We start from the raw sequence: 19,021 nt of genomic DNA, 5'->3' as shown, positions 1-19,021 counted from the left end.
ATTTATTGAAAACACAGTCATTGAAAAAATGATAATAAACCCGCGCCTTATCTTGTTAAGGCGCGGGTAATTTCATCGATACCCGATAGCGGTATACTTGCAATCATTTTTAAGTAAAAGGTTTGAGCAACATGTCAATGCAGGTGCAAGCGCACAGTGCAGTTTTATTACATTTCACATTAAAGCTGGATGATGGCTCTACGGCAGACTCGACATACAGTCAGGGCAAACCCGCATTATTCCGCCTCGGTGATGGTAGTCTCTCTGCCCCGCTGGAAGAACAGCTTCTTGGTTTGAAAGTCAATGATAAACATCAGTTTACGCTGGCCGGAGAAACCATTTTTGGCAAATACAACCCTGATTTAGTCCAATATTTCACGCCCCGTGATTTTTCCGATGCCGGTATCCCAGAAGAGGGAACCATCATGTTATTTACCGCCATAAATGGCAGTGAAATGCCGGGGTTTGTCAAAGAAGTGGCGGAAGGCTCCATTACCGTTGATTTTAACCATCCGCTGGCTGAACAAAACATCACTTTTGAGATTGAAGTGTTGGAAATTGACCCTCAGTTGGAGGAAACCCATGCAAATACTGCTGGCTAACCCGCGTGGTTTCTGTGCCGGTGTTGATCGTGCTATCAGCATCGTAGAACGCGCACTGGAATTGTACGGTGCGCCAATTTATGTTCGTCATGAAGTCGTCCATAACCGTTATGTGGTTGACAACCTCAGAAAACGCGGCGCTATTTTCATCGAAGAAATTGCAGAAGTGCCTGATGGCGCCATTTTGATCTTCTCTGCACATGGTGTTTCCCAAGCCATTCGTGCAGAAGCCCGCTCCCGTGATTTAACCATGCTGTTTGATGCAACCTGCCCGCTGGTTACCAAAGTGCATATGGAAGTGGCAAGGGCGAGTCGCAAAGGCAAAGAAGCCATCCTGATTGGTCACGCCGGTCACCCCGAAGTGGAAGGCACTATGGGGCAATACAATAATCCTCAAGGTGGCATGTATCTGGTGGAATCGCCGGCAGATGTGTGGAAACTGCAAGTCAAGGATGAGAATAACCTCTGCTTTATGACCCAAACGACACTCTCTGTTGATGACACTTCAGAAGTGATTGATGCGCTTAATGCAAGATTCCCCCATATTGTCGGCCCACGCAAAGATGATATCTGTTATGCCACCACTAACCGGCAGGAAGCGGTACGTGATTTGGCATTGGGGGCTGATGTTGTTTTGGTTGTCGGCTCGAAAAACTCCTCAAACTCTAATCGCCTGGCCGAACTGGCACAACGTGTGGGGAAACCGGCTTATTTAATTGATTCTGCTGAGGATATCCAAGAAGCGTGGATCACAGGAGTAAGCGCAGTGGGTGTCACGGCGGGTGCATCTGCCCCTGATATTTTGGTACAACAGGTTATTGAACGCCTGAAAACGTTCGGTGCAGAAACGGTAGACGAACTGCATGGCCGGGAAGAAAATATTGTTTTCGAAGTACCAAAAGAGTTACGCCTTGAGGTGAAAGAGGTTAATTAGCTTAAAAGCGCTATTTTAGGGTCATATACACTCAAACTCGGCTTTTTCTTAACTTTGATGCGATCACGATAAAAAGCCGAGTCTATTGCAATACCTTGAGTGTCCAATCAAAAAATGTTTTCGTAACATGACATTAACAACCCCTGTATCGATAACGATTAGGGTTACTACAATCCCATTTATTACTTTCAGCAGGGTTTAGATACAAATACTTGCCACCCTCTAATTGAGTAAAACCCATTTTGAGAGATACCGGTATTGATGAATTGTCTAGTGGAGCAAGTCTTAACTTACCATCCATTCCTAATTGCAGTGATTCGTTTACCGCATACTCCACAAGTAAAGCGCCACAATTTCGAATACCACAATGGGTTGCCAGGTAGTTGATTTTTGGTGCATCAGCAGGTTTATTTTTATCAGGTTCATCTTTATAGGTAAACTGTAAAGCACCGACAGGGACACCTCTGAAATAAGCGACAAAAAACAATAAATTTTTTTTGTCAATATATCTTATATAACTGTCCATACAACAAAGAATGTTATGTGCGCCATCATACCTTTCATTCCATTTTGTTTGTTCATCATCAGGCGACCCTAAAGAATTATCATATCTCCATCCCCGACTATTAATCACTATTATATCGGTCAGATGCAATGCTTCCTCTGCACTCACTTTCTTGATTGTTATAACCGTTCTGGCCTCAAGGAGTGTTTTATCGATATCCGAAGCAGATTTAGCATGGGGTAAAGAACTCGAAACTGAAGGCTGATTAATATTATTAAAAGATTTTGATCTGAACATTATCTTTCTACCTCACATTTGATTATTTTATGGGTTTTCTCAATCCCATATTAATATAAAGGTCATTTTTTATCACATTAGCTTAGTTTTTATATCGAAAATGATTAGGATTGCGACAATCCCATTTATTATTTTCAGCAGGATTTAGATACAAATGCGTGCTGCCGCTTAATTCAGTAAATCCCATCTTAAGATAGGCTGGTATGGCATTGTCTAACGGAGTAAGTTTTAACTGACCGCCCCTTCCTAATTGCCGTGATTCGTTTACCGCATACTCCATAAGTAAAACACCGCAATTTCGAATACCACAATGGGTTGCCAAATAATCGACTTCAGGTATCTCACATTCATAGTTAGGGTCAAACCATAAAACGCCTACAGGAACCCCCTGAAAATAAGCAACAAAAAACACTATTTTTCTTATGTCGGCATAATGCTTCATGCAACGACCTATATTCAAAAGCATGTCACAGGCATAATTATGCCTGCCATTCCATTTCTTTTGTTCATCATCAGGAAAATTCGAAGAATTATTATATTCCCATCCCTGGCTATTATTAATGATCCTTTGAGTGATGCCGTATATTTCCTCTACGCCAACCCGCCTGATTGTTATAAACGTTCTGGCATCAAAGACTGTTTTATTGATATCCGAAGCAGATTTAGCATGGGTTAAATGACCAAAAACTGAAGGCTGATTAATATTATTAAAAGATTTTGATCTAAACATTATCTCTCTACCTCATATTTTATTATTTTATGAGTTTCCTCAACATTATAATAAATAATTATTTTATGTTCATTTAATAAATAAAACACAAATTTATTTATCATATAAATCCAAGTAAATAAATTTCCATAATAGCAATACACTTAAATTATGAGATTTACTTATTCTTCGCAACGCGAAGAATAAGTAAATGAAATACAATTGTTAAATGTCATTTGCATTTAACATATTAATTTCAACTAAGATTGGCTGAAATAGGAAAATGATTTATCATCATAATCACATTACGCCGGAAATACTACATCATATTTCACTGATAACTGACCTTTCTTTTCCTGTATCGCCTGTATCCGCAGCCCGTGGATTTGCCTTAATGACGCCACGTGTGTTCCACCACAAGGATAAGGGGTAAATTCGCCAAAACTAACTTGCCTAAACCCATCATCGCGCATAGTGATTTGGCAAGGTAAGTTTTCATCAATACATTGGTCACATTTTTTCTGGAGATCTTCGATTGAAAAGGCTTGTGCACAAGACCCTGACTTAAAGATGACACGACTTTCTCCGGGCCAGTGGTGTGCCCTGATGGGATGCCAACCCAGAAGCTCGACAATGTGACCGATAAGATGCCCCGCAGAATGCAATCGTGAATGTAATTGGCGGCGTTTCTCATCAACGCGAGCCAAGGCAATGCCTGTTGTTACTGGGTGTGTGGTGTAATGGATTATTCTATTATTGTCTAACGTGACATGAGTGACCTCCACATCATTAAGCCAGCCGGTATCACTGGGTTGGCCTCCTCCTTGCGGATGAAATGGCGTGGCTTTTAATTGGATTGCATAACGTCCATCATCACAGAGGGAACAATCCAGAATTTCAACTTCCCCTGTCAGGCTAGAGCTGGATAAATAAAGGCGTTCAGACATATTAATATTCCCTGGTATTAGCAAATTTCTCCTTAATTGTATTAAATGGATTCAATTGTGATAATCCATCAAAAAATCAAATAACTTTTGACTTATGAGCACAAATAACACGATAAACTTAATGCGGGAGATGGCTATTTTTGTGAAAGTGGTTGAAACGGGTAGTTTCTCTGAAACCGCCCGCCAGCTTGCTGCTACGCCTTCTGCCATTAGTCGCTCTGTAGCCAGACTGGAAACAGCACTTGGCACCCGCCTGTTACAGAGAACAACACGTAAGCTACGCTTGAGTGACAGTGGTCAAGCAGTTTACGAGCGCTGTCTGGAGATGGTCAATGCAGCTCAGGAAGTGATGACTGTATCAGGGGCTTTCAACCCTGAGCCGCAAGGAATTATACGGGTCAGTGTGCCTAAAGCGGTCGGGCATTTTGTCGTTCACCCTCATATACCGGCTTTTCTTGCCCAATATCCCAAAGTCGATGTGAAATTACGGCTTGATGATCGATATGTCGATTTGATAGACGATCAGATTGATCTCGCCATCCGAATTACCGATCAACCCCCTCCAGGGCTTATGGGACGACGTTTATTGAATATTTGGCATATGTTATGTGCAACCCCGGCATACCTTGCACAACATGGCACGCCGCAGCACCCACACGACCTAAAAAATCATAGCTGCATCTACCTTGGAGAAGAGCCCGGTGATTCACGCTGGAAATTTAGTCAGGGCAACAAAATTGCCACCGTCAATATTCATGGTCGTTATGCTGCCAACCATACGGGAGTCAGGCTTGATGCGGTACTACAACATATCGGTATTGGCAGTTTACCTTACTTTACGGCTAAATCCGCTTTACAGCAGGGACGGCTGGTTCAAGTGCTGCCTGATTGGAACTTTAAGACCAATTATACTGGCGAGTTATGGATACTCTACCCCCCAACACGGCATTTACCGCCAAAACTGAGTGTATTCATCGAGTTTCTGGCCCAATGCCTGCGTAAAGAAGCCACCTCAGATCAAGTTTAGTTTTCTTTATAACTTTCGGCCTGATTCCTGTTTTTCTTATTGTCAGGCTATAAGTCTGGTGCAGCCATGCCTCGCCAGTTAAGCTGTAGAACGCGGTTTCCTTAAAACAGTTTTCTTAAAACAGTTTCCTTAAAGAACTGCCTTTATTACTCAATGAAAAATGATTTACAGAGAGGGCCTTATGGCTGAAACAGATATTCGCGTTGCTATTGTGGGCGCTGGCGGGCGCATGGGACGTAATCTTATTCAGGCCGTCCAGTTGTTAGACGGCGTTACACTTGGTGCGGCATTAGAACGTCCCGGATCTTCATTAGTCGGAACGGATGCTGGCGAGCTGGCGGGAATAGGTAACAACGGCGTCATTATCCATGATGACCTGCGTCAGATCATTGAACACTTTGATGTACTGGTCGATTTTACTCGGCCGGAAGGAACATTAGCCTACCTCTCCCTGTGTCGGCAATATCGCAAATCCATGGTGATCGGCACAACCGGTTTTGATGATGCCGGTAAACACGCCATTGCGGAAGCCTCTCGCGATATTCCCATTGTTTTTGCTGCGAATTTCAGTGTCGGCGTCAATCTGGTACTCAAGCTGCTGGAAAAAGCGGCCACGGTGATGGGGGAATACACCGATATCGAAATTATTGAAGCGCACCATCGCCATAAAGTGGATGCGCCGTCAGGAACCGCATTGGCAATGGGAGAATCCATCGCCAGTGCACTAGGCCGTGATCTCCAGACCTGCGCGGTTTACACCCGTGAAGGCCATACCGGAGAACGCGATCCGAAAAGTATTGGATTTGCTACCATACGAGCAGGTGATATCGTGGGAGAGCATACCGCGATCTTTGCAGATATTGGTGAGCGTGTAGAGATAAGCCACAAGGCCTCAAGCCGCATGACCTTCGCTAATGGTGCCATTAAGGCAGCAATATGGTTAACAGGGAAAAACAGTGGACTTTATAATATGAAAGACGTATTAGATCTTGATAAGATTTGATTTTAATAAATTATAATATATTGTAATTACGCAATTATTTATGAAATAATTGCGTAATAGTGATATAAGACTCATTTATAATTTAATCTCTAAATTAATCACTGTTTTTACAATAAAATTTAACTTTTTTACTGTCTTTTTTCCATAACTACAAAAAAACCAGCGTTTTTTTCTGTTTTTAAGTTTTCTCTCACAGTAATCGATTATTTACCCCCACTTTCTTTATATTTTTCAGCTATATTTACTCAATACAAGGACGGGAGTTGTAAAAAAACCAATAAAAATGCCATTTTTTATAGACAATCCCCCTTCTCATCATTAGAATGCGCGCAATTTGCCAAAATTTTGATAAAAATCATGATTGGCGTTGATTTTAAGGATTAAGTCTGAATTAATATGCATTGGATGCGACTGATTATTCATTCTGGAGGGCGTTTTGATTAAGTCAGCTATATTGGTTCTGGAAGATGGAACCCAATTTCACGGTCGCGCCATTGGTGCAGAAGGGGCGGCTGTTGGAGAAGTGGTCTTCAATACCTCAATGACCGGATATCAAGAAATACTTACCGACCCTTCCTATTCCCGCCAAATTGTTACTCTCACTTATCCCCATATTGGTAATGTCGGCATCAACGCCGCTGATGAAGAATCCCCCGCTATTCAAGCCCAAGGCCTAGTTATTCGTGATTTACCCTTAGTGACCAGCAATTTCCGCAGTGAAGAAAACCTGTCTGATTACCTGAAACGCCACCATATTGTTGCCATCGCAGATATCGATACACGCAAGCTCACCCGCCTGTTGAGAGAAAAAGGGGCACAGAACGGCTGTATCATCGCAGGTAATACGGGTAATGGCGCAGATGCCCAAATCGCGCTGGAAAAAGCAAAAGCTTTCCCTGGCCTGAAAGGCATGGATTTAGCGAAAGAAGTCACGACAGCACAATCTTACCAATGGGTACAAGGAAGCTGGACATTAGCGGATGGGCTGCCAGAAGCGCGTAAGGAGCAAGAACTGCCTTACCATATCGTGGCCTATGATTTTGGCGTGAAGCGCAACATCCTGCGTATGCTGGTGGATCGCGGCTGCCGCGTTACCGTTGTGCCGGCAAAAACCCCCGCAGATGAAGTGCTGAAAATGGCACCCGATGGCATTTTTCTGTCCAATGGACCAGGTGACCCGGAACCGTGCGATTATGCCATTGCAGCCATCAAAACCTTTTTGAATACCGACATTCCGGTATTTGGTATCTGTCTGGGACACCAGTTGCTGGCGCTGGCCAGTGGTGCAAAAACCGTGAAAATGAAGTTTGGCCATCACGGCGGCAACCATCCGGTCAAAGATCTGGATCGCAATGTTGTGATGATCACCGCACAGAACCACGGTTTTGCGGTTGATGAAAGCTCACTGCCCGCCAACCTGCGCGTAACGCATAAATCTCTTTTTGATGGCTCATTGCAAGGCATTCATCGCACTGACAAGCCCGCATTCAGTTTTCAGGGGCATCCGGAAGCCAGCCCCGGCCCACATGAAGCAGCGTCACTGTTCGATCACTTTATCGAGTTAATTGAGCAATATCGCCAGACAAACGTTGAAAACACCAAATAATCAGGAGAAGAAGAAAAATGGCAAAACGTACTGATATTAAAAGTATCCTGATCTTAGGTGCCGGCCCGATTGTTATCGGTCAGGCTTGTGAATTTGACTACTCCGGTGCACAGGCTTGCAAGGCGCTGCGAGAAGAGGGTTATCGTGTCATTCTGGTCAACTCGAACCCGGCAACGATCATGACCGATCCGGAAATGGCCAATGCGACCTATATCGAACCCATCCATTGGGAAGTGGTACGCAAAATCATTGAAAAAGAGCGCCCGGATGCCGTCCTGCCGACCATGGGCGGGCAAACGGCACTCAACTGTGCGTTAGAACTGGAACGTCAGGGCGTACTGAAAGAATTTGGCGTGACCATGATTGGTGCGACTGCTGATGCTATTGATAAAGCCGAAGATCGCCGCCGTTTTGATCAGGCGATGAAAAAGATCGGCTTGGACACCGCGCGTTCTGGCATTGCCCATTCGATGGAAGAAGCACTGGCGGTCGCGGAAGACGTGGGTTTCCCTTGCATTATTCGCCCCTCTTTTACTATGGGCGGAACCGGTGGCGGTATTGCCTACAACCGTGAAGAGTTCGAAGAGATCTGCGAACGCGGATTAGACCTCTCGCCAACCAATGAATTGCTGATTGATGAGTCCCTGATTGGCTGGAAAGAGTACGAGATGGAAGTGGTGCGGGATAAAAACGATAACTGCATTATCGTCTGCTCGATTGAAAACTTCGATCCCATGGGTATTCATACCGGCGATTCCATCACCGTCGCACCGGCACAGACGCTGACCGACAAAGAATATCAAATCATGCGTAACGCTTCGATGGCGGTATTGCGTGAAATTGGCGTCGAAACCGGTGGCTCAAACGTTCAGTTTGCCGTGAACCCGAAAAATGGCCGCCTGATCGTCATTGAAATGAACCCGCGTGTTTCCCGCTCATCGGCGCTGGCATCCAAAGCAACCGGTTTTCCCATCGCGAAAATCGCGGCAAAACTGGCCATCGGTTATACCCTTGATGAATTGATGAATGACATCACGGGCGGGCGTACCCCGGCGTCTTTCGAGCCTGCCATCGATTATGTGGTGACCAAAATTCCTCGCTTCAACTTCGAGAAATTTGCCGGCAGCAATGACCGCCTGACCACCCAGATGAAATCGGTGGGTGAGGTGATGGCCATTGGCCGTACTTTCCAGGAGTCCATGCAGAAAGCCCTGCGGGGTCTGGAAGTCGGCGCAACCGGATTTGACCCTGAAGTCAATCTGGATGATCCACAATCCCTGACCAAAATCCGCAGTGAATTGAAAGATGCCGGTGCTGAACGTATTTGGTACATCGCGGATGCTTTCCGCGCCGGCATGTCCGTTGATGGCGTTTTCAACCTGACCAATATCGACCGCTGGTTCTTGGTACAGATTGAAGAATTAATTCGTCTGGAAGAACACGTTGCGGAACAAGGTGTTAACGGCCTGAGCGCTGATTTCTTGCGTCACCTTAAGCGCAAAGGTTTTGCAGATGCACGTCTGGCGAAATTGGTAGGTGTCTCTGGTAAAGAGATCCGCAAACTACGCTCTGACTACAACTTATATCCGGTGTATAAGCGTGTTGATACCTGTGCGGCGGAATTTGCTACCGATACCGCTTACCTGTACTCCACATACGAAGACGAGTGTGAAGCCAACCCGAACAGTGACAAACCGAAAATCATGGTATTAGGCGGCGGCCCGAACCGTATCGGACAAGGCATTGAGTTCGATTACTGCTGCGTACATGCGTCTCTGGCTTTACGTGAAGATGGCTTTGAAACCATCATGGTGAACTGTAATCCCGAAACCGTTTCCACCGATTATGACACGTCCGATCGTCTCTACTTTGAACCGGTCACACTGGAAGACGTGCTGGAAATCGTGCGGGTTGAGCAGCCCAAAGGCGTGATCGTTCAGTATGGCGGCCAGACGCCACTGAAACTGGCACGTGAACTGGAAGCCGCCGGTGTCCCGATTATCGGCACCAGCCCGGATGCCATTGACCGTGCAGAAGACCGTGAACGCTTCCAGCAAGCCGTTAATCGCCTTGGCCTGAAACAGCCGGCAAACGCCACCGTTGCCACGATCGAACAGGCGGTTGAGAAAGGGAATGAGATCGGTTATCCGCTGGTGGTTCGCCCTTCTTATGTATTGGGCGGGCGTGCCATGGAAATCGTCTACGACGAGTCAGACTTGCGCCGTTATTTCCAGACTGCGGTCAGCGTATCCAACGATGCACCCGTCCTGCTGGATCGCTTCCTTGATGATGCGGTTGAAGTCGATGTGGATGCCATTTGTGATGGTGAACGTGTCCTGATTGGCGGCATCATGGAACATATCGAACAAGCGGGCGTGCACTCTGGGGACTCAGCCTGTTCTTTGCCGGCTTATACCCTGAGCAAAGAGATTCAGGATGTGATGCGCCAGCAAGTGGAAAAACTGGCGTTTGAACTGCGTGTCCGTGGTTTGATGAATGTCCAGTTTGCGGTGAAAAACAACGAAGTCTACCTGATTGAAGTGAACCCACGTGCAGCCCGTACTGTACCGTTCGTTTCCAAGGCAACCGGCCGGCCGCTGGCGAAGATAGCAGCACGTGTGATGGCAGGCCACTCCCTGCTGGAGCAGGGAGCACTTGAAGAAATCATTCCGCCTTACTACTCCGTGAAAGAAGTGGTACTGCCATTCAATAAGTTCCCCGGCGTTGACCCTATTTTGGGGCCAGAAATGCGTTCTACCGGTGAAGTTATGGGCGTCGGTCGTACCTTTGCCGAAGCCTTTTCAAAAGCGATGCTGGGCAGTCATTCCACCCTACGCAAGCAGGGTCGGGCACTACTGTCTGTTCGTGAAGGCGATAAAGAGCGGGTGGTCGATTTGGCCGCTAAGTTGCTGAAGCATGGCTTTGCACTGGATGCGACGCACGGTACAGCGATTGTATTAGGTGAAGCCGGGATCAACCCGCGTTTGGTGAATAAAGTTCACGAAGGGCGTCCGCACATTCAGGACAGAATCAAAAACGGCGAGTATGACTATATCGTCAATACCACCGCAGGTCGTCAGGCGATTGAAGATTCAAAACTGCTGCGTCGCAGCGCACTGCAATACAAAGTGCACTATGACACCACCCTGAACGGCGGTTTTGCCACCACGATGGCACTCAGCGCGGACCCGACTGAGCAGGTGATTTCTGTTCAGGAAATGCACGCGAAGATTGGTTGTTGTGATCAATAAAAATGGGTCATCGAGTGAGAGCGTTTCGGGGGAAAGCGTCCGAGCGAGGGAATTCTTAACATGGGGGTAAGTTCCATCTGGTGAACGGAATTTAAACAAAGCAAAGTGCTGTTTTTTATCCAGCACTTTGCCAGTAACCTGAGCGCCTATTCAGGCGCTTTCGTACTGGTGATGAGTGGCTCATTATTATTTGTGATTACTCTTCTTTCGGAGAGTAATTCCAACCGGACGAACCACCAAAAGTTGCTCCACCGTATCCACTACTTTGAGTACCTAACGTACCTGGGGATATTCATTTGTGCTCTTCCTTGCAAGAATATAAATAATAACCATTGATACAGGAAAAAAAATCAATATCCAAATTAGATCGCGATTTTTAATGAATTGAAAAATAGTTGAGAAATTAAAAATATAAATAAACGTAACAATATTATTCAACAGACCAATTAAAAAGGTAGAAAAAATTATGCGTAAACTGTGCTTTAGTTTATTTCTAAATAAGAATATTGCGGCACAAAAAACAAACATAAAGTTATTGGTCAGCATCACATAATCAGTGGTACGAATAAGGAATGATAACTCAGAGGAAGTGTATTCCTTACTTGACCATAGAGTTATTATTTCTTTGATAGTTAAATCAATAGAAATAAATCCCACATTGCTAATAACAAATAAAATTATTATTATCAGCATATTGAATAATGATTTAATCCACATTCAATTCCCCTATCGTTTGTGTCAAATCAAAAACCAACCTCAGGTAAAAACGCTTTTCTTTGCCTATGATAATGCGCGCTTGTAATACGTCGCAGGACAAGATATACCAGAATTACTTATGTATTCTAGTGTGATTAACGATAAAACGACAAAATCGTGATTAACATCGTATATTAAACAAATAGATATAGTTACCTATGTTACATTTTGGTTAAGACAACATATTAAAACCATACTGACGCGCTGCGCAAGCAAGAATGTAGCGATCTGTAAAATACCGCCCTTTTTGGCGGTATTTTTTTGATTATGAACCCAGTACGGTTTCTGCGACACAGGCATATTGATTATTCATATGCACCTTAGGGGGCGTAAAACAATCCTCCAAAAACCAGTCGGCGGGCGTCTCCAGGGCAATCGAAATTGCGACCAAATGCTCCAGACTGATCCGGTTGGTTCCGCGTTCATAACGTGACACTTGCTGATGGCTCACTCCAATTTTGTCCGCCAGCTCTGCTGCTGTCACTCCAATTTCTCTTCTTTTCATTTGGATTCTTTTTCCTACCAGCATACTGACTTGCATAATATTGTTACTCTCAGTTTATAGTTATAAATAACGTAAAAGAACTATTGCCGTACCTTCATATTTACCGGCTTTCGGTAGTGTTGACGTGTGCAGCACTGACGTTAGGGTGAAATACGTAGGGGCATTCCTTCCGTCAGCAGTGACATTCACTCCATTTGCTGCATCTTCTTTATCAATCTGTAACGTCGAATATATTTGCTTACCGGAATCGAGATAAACTTTGTCTTCATTATTCGTTGATCTGGCATACAACATAATTTTGTTGCTACCAATAGCACATCTAAATTGCCCCGTAATTGTGCGGGTCGCATTATTCACTTCTGTCGCGGTTAATTCCCCATAAGCAATTTCAGAAGGCAAATTGATTTCACAAACTTGATTTGGAGGAGGCATTTTGTTGCAAGTGGAATTCGGAAATTGTTGCGCACGACCAAATCCAGATGATATTTCACTTTCATGTGTATAAAACAAACCAATACAATCCGCATTTGTGGTCATAATAGGAAAGGTTACCCGTTTAGGAATGCCAAACTTCTGTTTATAGGCCCGCATTACGTCAGCGGTTGTCCGATATCTATTTGCATTCAAACATACCTTTGCATCCCTACAGGAACCGTACATTCCCGGCTGATTATTCTGCTGATTCTTATACAGAACATCGGGGCCGACATAGCATGTTTCATTTCCATAGCAAGGATTAGGGATTCCCTCTTCTTCTGTCCAGGCAATAATCTCCATAGTTGTGATAGCTTGGTTACCCGATGGAAACGTATTAACCGGCATCACATAAGCCCCGGCATAAACATAGGTGGCACTGGCTAAATACAACAGGGCGGCTAGCTTCAACAACGATTTATTAATAGAGCGCATAACTTATTTTCCAATAACATCAAACTTTGACGAAAGATCGTGGAGGAAAAACCAGTCAGCTTGACTAGTCGTAATTAACTTCAAACGTCGCGATTGCCGTAAATTGACCCACCCCCATTTTTTTCTCTTGGATCACACGGGGAGCAGCTTGTATATATGCCCGAAATGGGATTACATTCTCTGTGCTATTGGCTAATAGCGGGAATTCACTGGTTTTATTAAATGGCATCGGCGTACCATCGATTTTTTCCATACCAATGGCAATACCGCGAAGACTGCCATTAGATCTCACCGCCAACAGCCCCGGCAGCTCCTGGCTTGGTTCTCCCAAGAATTTGATTTTCAGGCGTTTTATCATTCGAGGATCACAATCCTTTAAATTCAGCTCAAATTGCCGACCTTCTGTACGATGTTTCAGATAAAGATCACTGTTAAGGACATTGCCAAAATCCACTTGTATGTTTTTCTCTTCTGTCCTAATCGAACAAGTAGGAGCAAGTACAGTTAGCGTAATCCTGACATCCTGACGCAGATTATCTCGTGCATATACACTTTGCTGGTGACCCATGCCGAACAGAAACAGCATTGGCAATACATATCTGGATAATCTGATGTTCAACGGATTCATTATTATTTACCCTACATTTATCCAATCTTATTTACCGAAAAAAACTCACCCCATTCCGGCTAATTCTGTGCGGATACCCCGTTAATATTTCGGTTAATGGCGTATCCGCACAATTCAATCAGCTTCCGCTCGTCAATCAGCTTTCACCCGTCACCGCTTTTGTTACTGCACAAGTATTGCCACTACTATTGCTATTACAGTTGAATATTAACTGTGGACGCCCACCATAATCATTAACGTAGGTCAATACTGGCGCATTCCCTAATGAATTGGCCGTTCCTCCCAGTTTTTCACTGCTTCTGGGAGCCAACATCACAGGCTGAAAACCCTCTGCACTTTTACCGTTCACCTTATTCGATGCTTCTGAAATAGTGACGTAATACGGTGTTGGGTTATGCACCACATATTGATTGCCTTCACGGGTTAACGTGAGTTTTTCCTGCCACGGGTTATCAAGATCAATACGGCGTGCAATCACCGCTTCCGGGCGATAGAACAGCTTGACCCGCGTCTGCAAGGCGATTTGCAGCACATTCGGTTTCTCACTGCGTGGCGGAATTTCACGCATATTGAAATAGAACAGGCTTTCCCGATCTTGTGGCAATTGGGCTATCGCCGGCAGGGTTTGAATTTTGATTTGGCTCTTCGCACCCGCTTCAACACGCTGTACGGGGGGAACAACCACAAGCGGGCCATTGATCTTATTTCCCTTCTCATCCTCAATCCATGCTTGTGCCAGATAAGGCAAATCAAGATGCTGATTTTCAATGTTCAGGCTGACGGATTTGGTATTGCCATTAAAAATCACGCGGGTGCGATCCAAGGCTATCGCGGCCATGGCCTGGTGAATTGACATCAAGCCAGTGATCGTCATGGCGGTTATCATTAGAATATTTTTCAGTTTCATAGTGTCATTTGCTCATGCTCAAAAGAGACTCATGTTGATATTGCTGCACTAGCGAATAGCGGCATTTTTCAAATCAAACCAATATAATACGTTATTAAATAACGATTTTTTGGATAATTTCATTACCATTTACTGACTATCACCTGTTAAAAACTGGCAAGGCAGTAAAAGTGAAGTCAAAGATTCTGATGTTATTTCATCTGGTACAGTAATCTCGCACTGGGCGCTTCCATTCCAATGTACTTTTAGTTTCTCTCCCGGATTGATTCCGCTCAGGTAAGCATATCCCTCATCGCCGATAATCCCGATTTCACGTTGGGCTGCATTGACCACAGAAGCACCAAAAGGCGGGGATGAGCCATCAGGTAACCGGATGTTTGTCATCGCCTTTATTCCTGATATCACTTGGAATTTACGATAACCAATCGCACCTTCCGTTAAGGTTGCCTGCTGAACGGAACGCAGTGCCTCGACATCATCGGGTAAGTTATCTAAGTCAATATTCGCACGGTTGCGATAGTAGCTGTTCACATCGACCAGCACCGCTTTACCAAAGTAGTTGGTGTGTACCGCGGAACCGAATCCCCGGATAGGAACATTGCTCACCCCTTCAGTATCGACCATCAGGCGGGTTGCACCCGGCAGATTGGTACGGTGCAGGGCAGCCCCGGTTGTCGTTACCGTTACCCCACCTTGCAGGCCAAGCGCAGCCGTCGTATTGCCGCCATCCTGATAACTGGCACTGGCAGTGAGTAACACCTTGTCACCATAATGGTTGTAATAACCGTCAGTGGATGCCCTGCCGTCGATATTCGTTCCCACTGAAATACGATAGTTGTTGCGATCATCAATCCGATCAAAATAACCGACGGTATGGGCATTCCCCTGACGATTCGCCATTCCGTTGTAACTGAGCGTGCCACGCTCTCCCCACGGAATGGAAAGGTTGAGGTACATGCCGTCATCTTTTTTATTGTCAAAATTGTTGCGGTAGGCCGACAAACTGACGTTAATATTTTTATAACGCCCAATATCCACGTATTTGGATAACGAAAGGTTATAGCGATCGTTTGTTGGCCGGTTCCAGTAGGTTTGATGGCTATAGTTAAGATGGGCGTTAAGGCCGATATCGGCAAATTGTTTACTGAACGTAATGGTATACATCTCTTTGCCGCTATCGGAAACAACGTTGCGATAACGGCGATCGATATACTGCCCCATATTCATGAAGTTACGTTCAGAAAAACGATATCCGGCAAAGGTCACCTGACTGTTATATTGATCAAAACGTTTCGAATAGCTGAGACGATAAGATCCGCCTGTCAGGGTTTTGTTTTCTCCCGGTAATTTTGCCCTTGATTCCGTCACATCAAACGACAGCGCACCGAACATCATCAGGTCGCGGCCAATCCCCAGCGACAGGGCGTTATAGTCCCCCGCGGCCAACAGCCCGCCATACAGCGACCAACCGTTGTTAATTCCCCATGAGAATTCCCCCAGCCCGAACGCGGGCCCTTCACGACGGTGGCGGTCATTCGTGGATTGGCCGGCAACAAATTTGTACTGGACGCGGCCGGGGCGCGTCAGATAAGGGATTGTTGCGGTATTGACCTGATATTCCTGCACGCCACCGTCTTGCTCTTCGACTCTGACATCCAGTGTTCCTGCGACCGCATCACTCAGATCCTGAATACGGAAGGGGCCGGAAGCGACCTGAGTTTCATACAGTACCCTTCCCTGCTGGCTAACCGTCACTTTGGCATTAGTCCGTGCCACGCCGGTGACTTCCGGTGCATACCCGCGCAAATTCGGTGGCAACATATTTTCATCAGTCACCAAACTGGCGCCCGTATAGCGGAAACTATCGAAAAGGCTGGAATTGAGGTAATCCTCACCCAATGTCAATTTTGCTTCCAGCCGGGGAAGCGCGCGATATACGTAGTAACGGCTCCAGTCCCAGTCACGTTCTCTTCCTGCGGAATTCCCCGATTTATCATTATCCTGCGTTTTAAGACGATGATATCTGGCTTGCCAATCAGCCCGAAAACGCCATGCCCCCAAATTCATACCAGCGGTTCCGATTGCACTTATTTGTTGGTTACTACTGCCGTGATTCGGTTTAGAAGTTTGTGCGTTAACGTTATAGTCAAACAGTAATCCGGGGACGCCATTATCCCAACGAGAAGGGGGGTCCCAGTCCGGCAAATCATATTCCAGATAAATTTTAGGGACGATTAAATACAACGTATAAGTCGTCAGGTCACCTCGGGTTGACATGCCCGGTAAGGTATTGAGATCAAGACATTGACCTTCATTCTGCCAACCTAATTTTTCTACCCACTGCTGTTTCAGTGCGATTTGTTTGACTAATTCAGGGGAGACACAGGCTTCACTGCCCGCTGGATCATCAGGCGGGGCAGTAAAATCAATAGAATAGGTATCCGAGAGTTCATTCTGATTTATCCGGACACCCATCATATAGTTGCCCGGCATGATATAACCCGCTCTGGCAAATTTATCCAAATCGATATTGGCACGTTCACTGACATCCAGGGCACCAATATTGAACTCAACGGACGAGCGAGAATGTGCGGCCTGAATGCCGGATAAGACAATCAGCACGAGGGCTGAAAGAGGTTTAACACCGAAGATTAAGTATTTTGTTTTATTCGCTATCTTCTTTTTATTAATCACACTCTTTTTATTGAAGGTATTTTCTCTTTTACTGTTTGCTTTTTTATTACTGATTGTTTTTCTATTATCAGATAAAAAATTATGATTCATAAAATCTGAAAATAAAGCCATAGCATCCTCTGAACAATGAATCGTTAATAATCCAGTTTGAATTTAGCCGTTATCTGGCACGGCTAAGTTTGTAAGCGTACAGGCGTTCTTACCTCATACATGGCGTCATTAAAGTTCATCGATCTCAATTGAGGACCCTGACCGATATAAATAAAAAAAGGGTATTTCAATTTACTGTTATAGGGATCATTTTGTTAATGGCACAATCTGTTTATTCGATCATGAATATTATTGACCTATATCAATAAAACAGATCTTATTACAGAATATTGTAGTCATACTTTACTAACACATTGTCGACTAACACGCTGTCTATTAACGCATGGTATCCCAGAAATACCCTAAATATATTATCAGGAGGGTCAAGGCAAATGGTTAAAGTGAACTTCCTGATATTCAAGCATTAAAAATGATCAGCTTGATTGCAATATTATTGGTAGTTTAAAACAAAGTTTGCGATAGCAGTGAAATCACCTGGTTTCACACCATCTTGACTATTCAGGCCTTTCAGATGCGCAGCAAAGTTCAGATCATTGTTGCCTAAATGCAGAGACATGTTGTCTGACGCTTCGCCCAAAGGAATGACTTTGTTGCCATGGTTAGTGATTGCGATTGCAGCACCCTGTGCAGTACCTTCAATCGCCAGCAAGCCTTTCTCAGCAGCTTCTGGGCCAGTAAAGGTGGTTTTCACACTTTTCTGAGTATCAAAAGTACAGCCAACTAATTCAATTTTGAAAGGCTTAGAAGCTGAGCGGCCACCATCTTTCAGAACAACATTCGAAACTGCACCCATATCAACTTCAACATTGGTGTTTTTGATTGAGCAAGGTGCATCAATGATAGAACCGGTGAATTTAACAGTACCGCTACCTTGGTTAACTAATTTTGTCTCTTGTGGAATTTGGTCATCCGCATTTGCCGCACCCGCAGCCAAAGCCACACCAAGACCTAAAACCAGTGCCAATTTGTTAAGTTTCATAATTAACTTATTCCTTTAATCGTAAAATCGATATTAATAACCAAAGGGAAGCCGAAGCCCAGAAATTAATTTCTGACACTTAGGCAAAGGATTATTTAGTTTTTTGACGTAAATCATAAGCCGTCGAGATAAACTAAATCGGCAATATCATTCTACATAACAAACCTTAAGTCAAATTTCAGCGGATAAAACTACTTATGTTCCTTAACATCATATGAAATATGAGTTTTTCTCAAAAATCACCGATTACGAGTAGAATATTTTACTAATAATTTTTTAATTTTGGATTATTCCCCTAAGTTATATCGAGCAATGTTTAGCAGTTCAGCATCTTAATTGGCGTTGCTTTATTGTTCTCTTTTATTTTCCCGCAAGGATAGGGGCATTTTATTATCCCGTCATAACCATAACATTTGGTTTTTATTATCATAACTATTCGCTGATTTAGTATAAAAACAAAATTTTTATCTAAACGACATCGTTATCAAACTAATTATCAACTTAAAATATCACTTAAAATAACCGTTCAAATTATGTTAAGTTTATTTATTATTTTTATGCATTCTCTAACCAAATTAGAAAAGAAAAGACGCCCATTAAATAAATAATCTAAACCTATTCTTTATAATAGAGATAAATTTGGATGCAATG

At 44.3% G+C, this 19,021-nt stretch carries 15 protein-coding genes; 6 read left to right on the top strand and 9 right to left on the bottom strand.

Annotated features, from left to right (window positions below):
* Positions 1-131: 131 nt before the first annotated feature.
* Together fkpB and ispH are read left to right on the top strand one after the other, a co-directional pair.
* A complete protein-coding gene (fkpB, locus tag XDD1_RS03490; RefSeq protein ID WP_045968720.1) occupies positions 132-602 on the top strand; it encodes an FKBP-type peptidyl-prolyl cis-trans isomerase in 471 nt (156 codons plus the stop codon).
* On the top strand, positions 583-1,536 hold the full coding sequence (gene ispH, locus XDD1_RS03485) for a 4-hydroxy-3-methylbut-2-enyl diphosphate reductase (protein WP_045968718.1): 954 nt from the start codon (positions 583-585) through the stop codon (positions 1,534-1,536). The genes fkpB and ispH overlap by 20 nt, the downstream gene beginning before the upstream one ends.
* 133 nt (positions 1,537-1,669) lie before the next feature.
* On the opposite strand, the gene XDD1_RS03480 is transcribed toward ispH, so the two are convergent.
* From XDD1_RS03480 to XDD1_RS03470, 3 genes are all read right to left on the bottom strand, one after another.
* Positions 1,670-2,338 carry a hypothetical protein gene (locus XDD1_RS03480; RefSeq protein ID WP_045968716.1) on the bottom strand — a complete coding sequence of 223 codons (669 nt, stop codon included), beginning with the start codon at positions 2,336-2,338 and terminating at the stop codon, positions 1,670-1,672.
* Positions 2,339-2,420: 82 nt separating this feature from the next.
* Positions 2,421-3,068, bottom strand: coding sequence for a GNAT family N-acetyltransferase (locus XDD1_RS03475; RefSeq protein WP_045968714.1), 648 nt, complete (start codon positions 3,066-3,068; stop codon positions 2,421-2,423).
* Between the two features lie 284 nt (positions 3,069-3,352).
* Positions 3,353-3,994 (bottom strand): serine-tRNA(Ala) deacylase AlaX, encoded by a 642-nt coding sequence (locus XDD1_RS03470; protein ID WP_045968712.1) that lies wholly within the window; start codon positions 3,992-3,994, stop codon positions 3,353-3,355.
* A 94-nt stretch (positions 3,995-4,088) separates the two neighbouring features.
* Between XDD1_RS03470 and XDD1_RS03465 the strand changes: the two genes are divergently transcribed.
* The 4 genes from XDD1_RS03465 to carB all read left to right on the top strand — a co-directional run bounded on the left by XDD1_RS03465 (position 4,089) and on the right by carB (position 10,881).
* Positions 4,089-5,021: a LysR family transcriptional regulator gene (locus XDD1_RS03465; protein WP_045968711.1), complete on the top strand. Its 933-nt coding sequence runs from the start codon at positions 4,089-4,091 to the stop codon at positions 5,019-5,021.
* Between the two features lie 181 nt (positions 5,022-5,202).
* Positions 5,203-6,024: a 4-hydroxy-tetrahydrodipicolinate reductase gene (dapB, locus tag XDD1_RS03460; protein WP_045968709.1), complete on the top strand. Its 822-nt coding sequence runs from the start codon at positions 5,203-5,205 to the stop codon at positions 6,022-6,024.
* Between the two features lie 436 nt (positions 6,025-6,460).
* Positions 6,461-7,630, top strand: coding sequence for a glutamine-hydrolyzing carbamoyl-phosphate synthase small subunit (gene carA / locus XDD1_RS03455; RefSeq protein ID WP_045968706.1), 1,170 nt, complete (start codon positions 6,461-6,463; stop codon positions 7,628-7,630).
* Between the two features lie 17 nt (positions 7,631-7,647).
* Positions 7,648-10,881, top strand: coding sequence for a carbamoyl-phosphate synthase large subunit (carB, locus tag XDD1_RS03450; RefSeq protein ID WP_045968704.1), 3,234 nt, complete (start codon positions 7,648-7,650; stop codon positions 10,879-10,881).
* A gap of 1,021 nt (positions 10,882-11,902) precedes the next feature.
* On the opposite strand, the gene XDD1_RS03440 is transcribed toward carB, so the two are convergent.
* The 6 genes from XDD1_RS03440 to XDD1_RS03415 form a co-directional block, all read right to left on the bottom strand.
* Positions 11,903-12,142, bottom strand: coding sequence for a helix-turn-helix domain-containing protein (locus tag XDD1_RS03440; RefSeq protein WP_269450529.1), 240 nt, complete (start codon positions 12,140-12,142; stop codon positions 11,903-11,905).
* A 60-nt stretch (positions 12,143-12,202) separates the two neighbouring features.
* Positions 12,203-13,051, bottom strand: coding sequence for an MrpH family fimbial adhesin (locus tag XDD1_RS03435; RefSeq protein ID WP_045968698.1), 849 nt, complete (start codon positions 13,049-13,051; stop codon positions 12,203-12,205).
* A 64-nt stretch (positions 13,052-13,115) separates the two neighbouring features.
* Complete coding sequence (locus tag XDD1_RS03430) at positions 13,116-13,679, bottom strand: fimbrial protein (RefSeq protein ID WP_045968695.1); 564 nt, start codon at positions 13,677-13,679, stop codon at positions 13,116-13,118.
* Positions 13,680-13,815: 136 nt separating this feature from the next.
* Entirely contained in the window at positions 13,816-14,586 is a 771-nt protein-coding gene (locus tag XDD1_RS03425; protein WP_045968693.1) for a fimbria/pilus periplasmic chaperone, read from the bottom strand.
* 129 nt (positions 14,587-14,715) lie between these two features.
* On the bottom strand, positions 14,716-17,433 hold the full coding sequence (locus tag XDD1_RS03420; RefSeq protein ID WP_045968691.1) for an outer membrane usher protein: 2,718 nt from the start codon (positions 17,431-17,433) through the stop codon (positions 14,716-14,718).
* A 388-nt stretch (positions 17,434-17,821) separates the two neighbouring features.
* Positions 17,822-18,370, bottom strand: coding sequence for a fimbrial protein (locus XDD1_RS03415; protein ID WP_045968689.1), 549 nt, complete (start codon positions 18,368-18,370; stop codon positions 17,822-17,824).
* Positions 18,371-19,021: the final 651 nt, after the last annotated feature.

Origin of the sequence: Xenorhabdus doucetiae, assembly GCF_000968195.1 — a bacterium.
GTDB classification, from domain to species: Bacteria; Pseudomonadota; Gammaproteobacteria; order Enterobacterales; family Enterobacteriaceae; genus Xenorhabdus; species Xenorhabdus doucetiae.
This window is presented reverse-complemented; position numbering and strand designations above follow the sequence as displayed.

Excerpts from the sequence above, each read along its gene's own strand:
- fkpB (WP_045968720.1), top strand. The coding sequence starts at position 132 with ATGTCAATGCAGGTGCAAGCGCACAGTGCAGTTTTATTACATTTCACA.
- ispH (WP_045968718.1), top strand. The coding sequence starts at position 583 with ATGCAAATACTGCTGGCTAACCCGCGTGGTTTCTGTGCCGGTGTTGAT.
- XDD1_RS03480 (WP_045968716.1), bottom strand. The coding sequence starts at position 2,338 with ATGTTCAGATCAAAATCTTTTAATAATATTAATCAGCCTTCAGTTTCG.
- XDD1_RS03475 (WP_045968714.1), bottom strand. The coding sequence starts at position 3,068 with ATGTTTAGATCAAAATCTTTTAATAATATTAATCAGCCTTCAGTTTTT.
- XDD1_RS03470 (WP_045968712.1), bottom strand. The coding sequence starts at position 3,994 with ATGTCTGAACGCCTTTATTTATCCAGCTCTAGCCTGACAGGGGAAGTT.
- XDD1_RS03465 (WP_045968711.1), top strand. The coding sequence starts at position 4,089 with ATGAGCACAAATAACACGATAAACTTAATGCGGGAGATGGCTATTTTT.
- dapB (WP_045968709.1), top strand. The coding sequence starts at position 5,203 with ATGGCTGAAACAGATATTCGCGTTGCTATTGTGGGCGCTGGCGGGCGC.
- carB (WP_045968704.1), top strand. The coding sequence starts at position 7,648 with ATGGCAAAACGTACTGATATTAAAAGTATCCTGATCTTAGGTGCCGGC.
- XDD1_RS03440 (WP_269450529.1), bottom strand. The coding sequence starts at position 12,142 with ATGAAAAGAAGAGAAATTGGAGTGACAGCAGCAGAGCTGGCGGACAAA.
- XDD1_RS03435 (WP_045968698.1), bottom strand. The coding sequence starts at position 13,051 with ATGCGCTCTATTAATAAATCGTTGTTGAAGCTAGCCGCCCTGTTGTAT.
- XDD1_RS03430 (WP_045968695.1), bottom strand. The coding sequence starts at position 13,679 with ATGAATCCGTTGAACATCAGATTATCCAGATATGTATTGCCAATGCTG.
- XDD1_RS03425 (WP_045968693.1), bottom strand. The coding sequence starts at position 14,586 with ATGAAACTGAAAAATATTCTAATGATAACCGCCATGACGATCACTGGC.
- XDD1_RS03415 (WP_045968689.1), bottom strand. The coding sequence starts at position 18,370 with ATGAAACTTAACAAATTGGCACTGGTTTTAGGTCTTGGTGTGGCTTTG.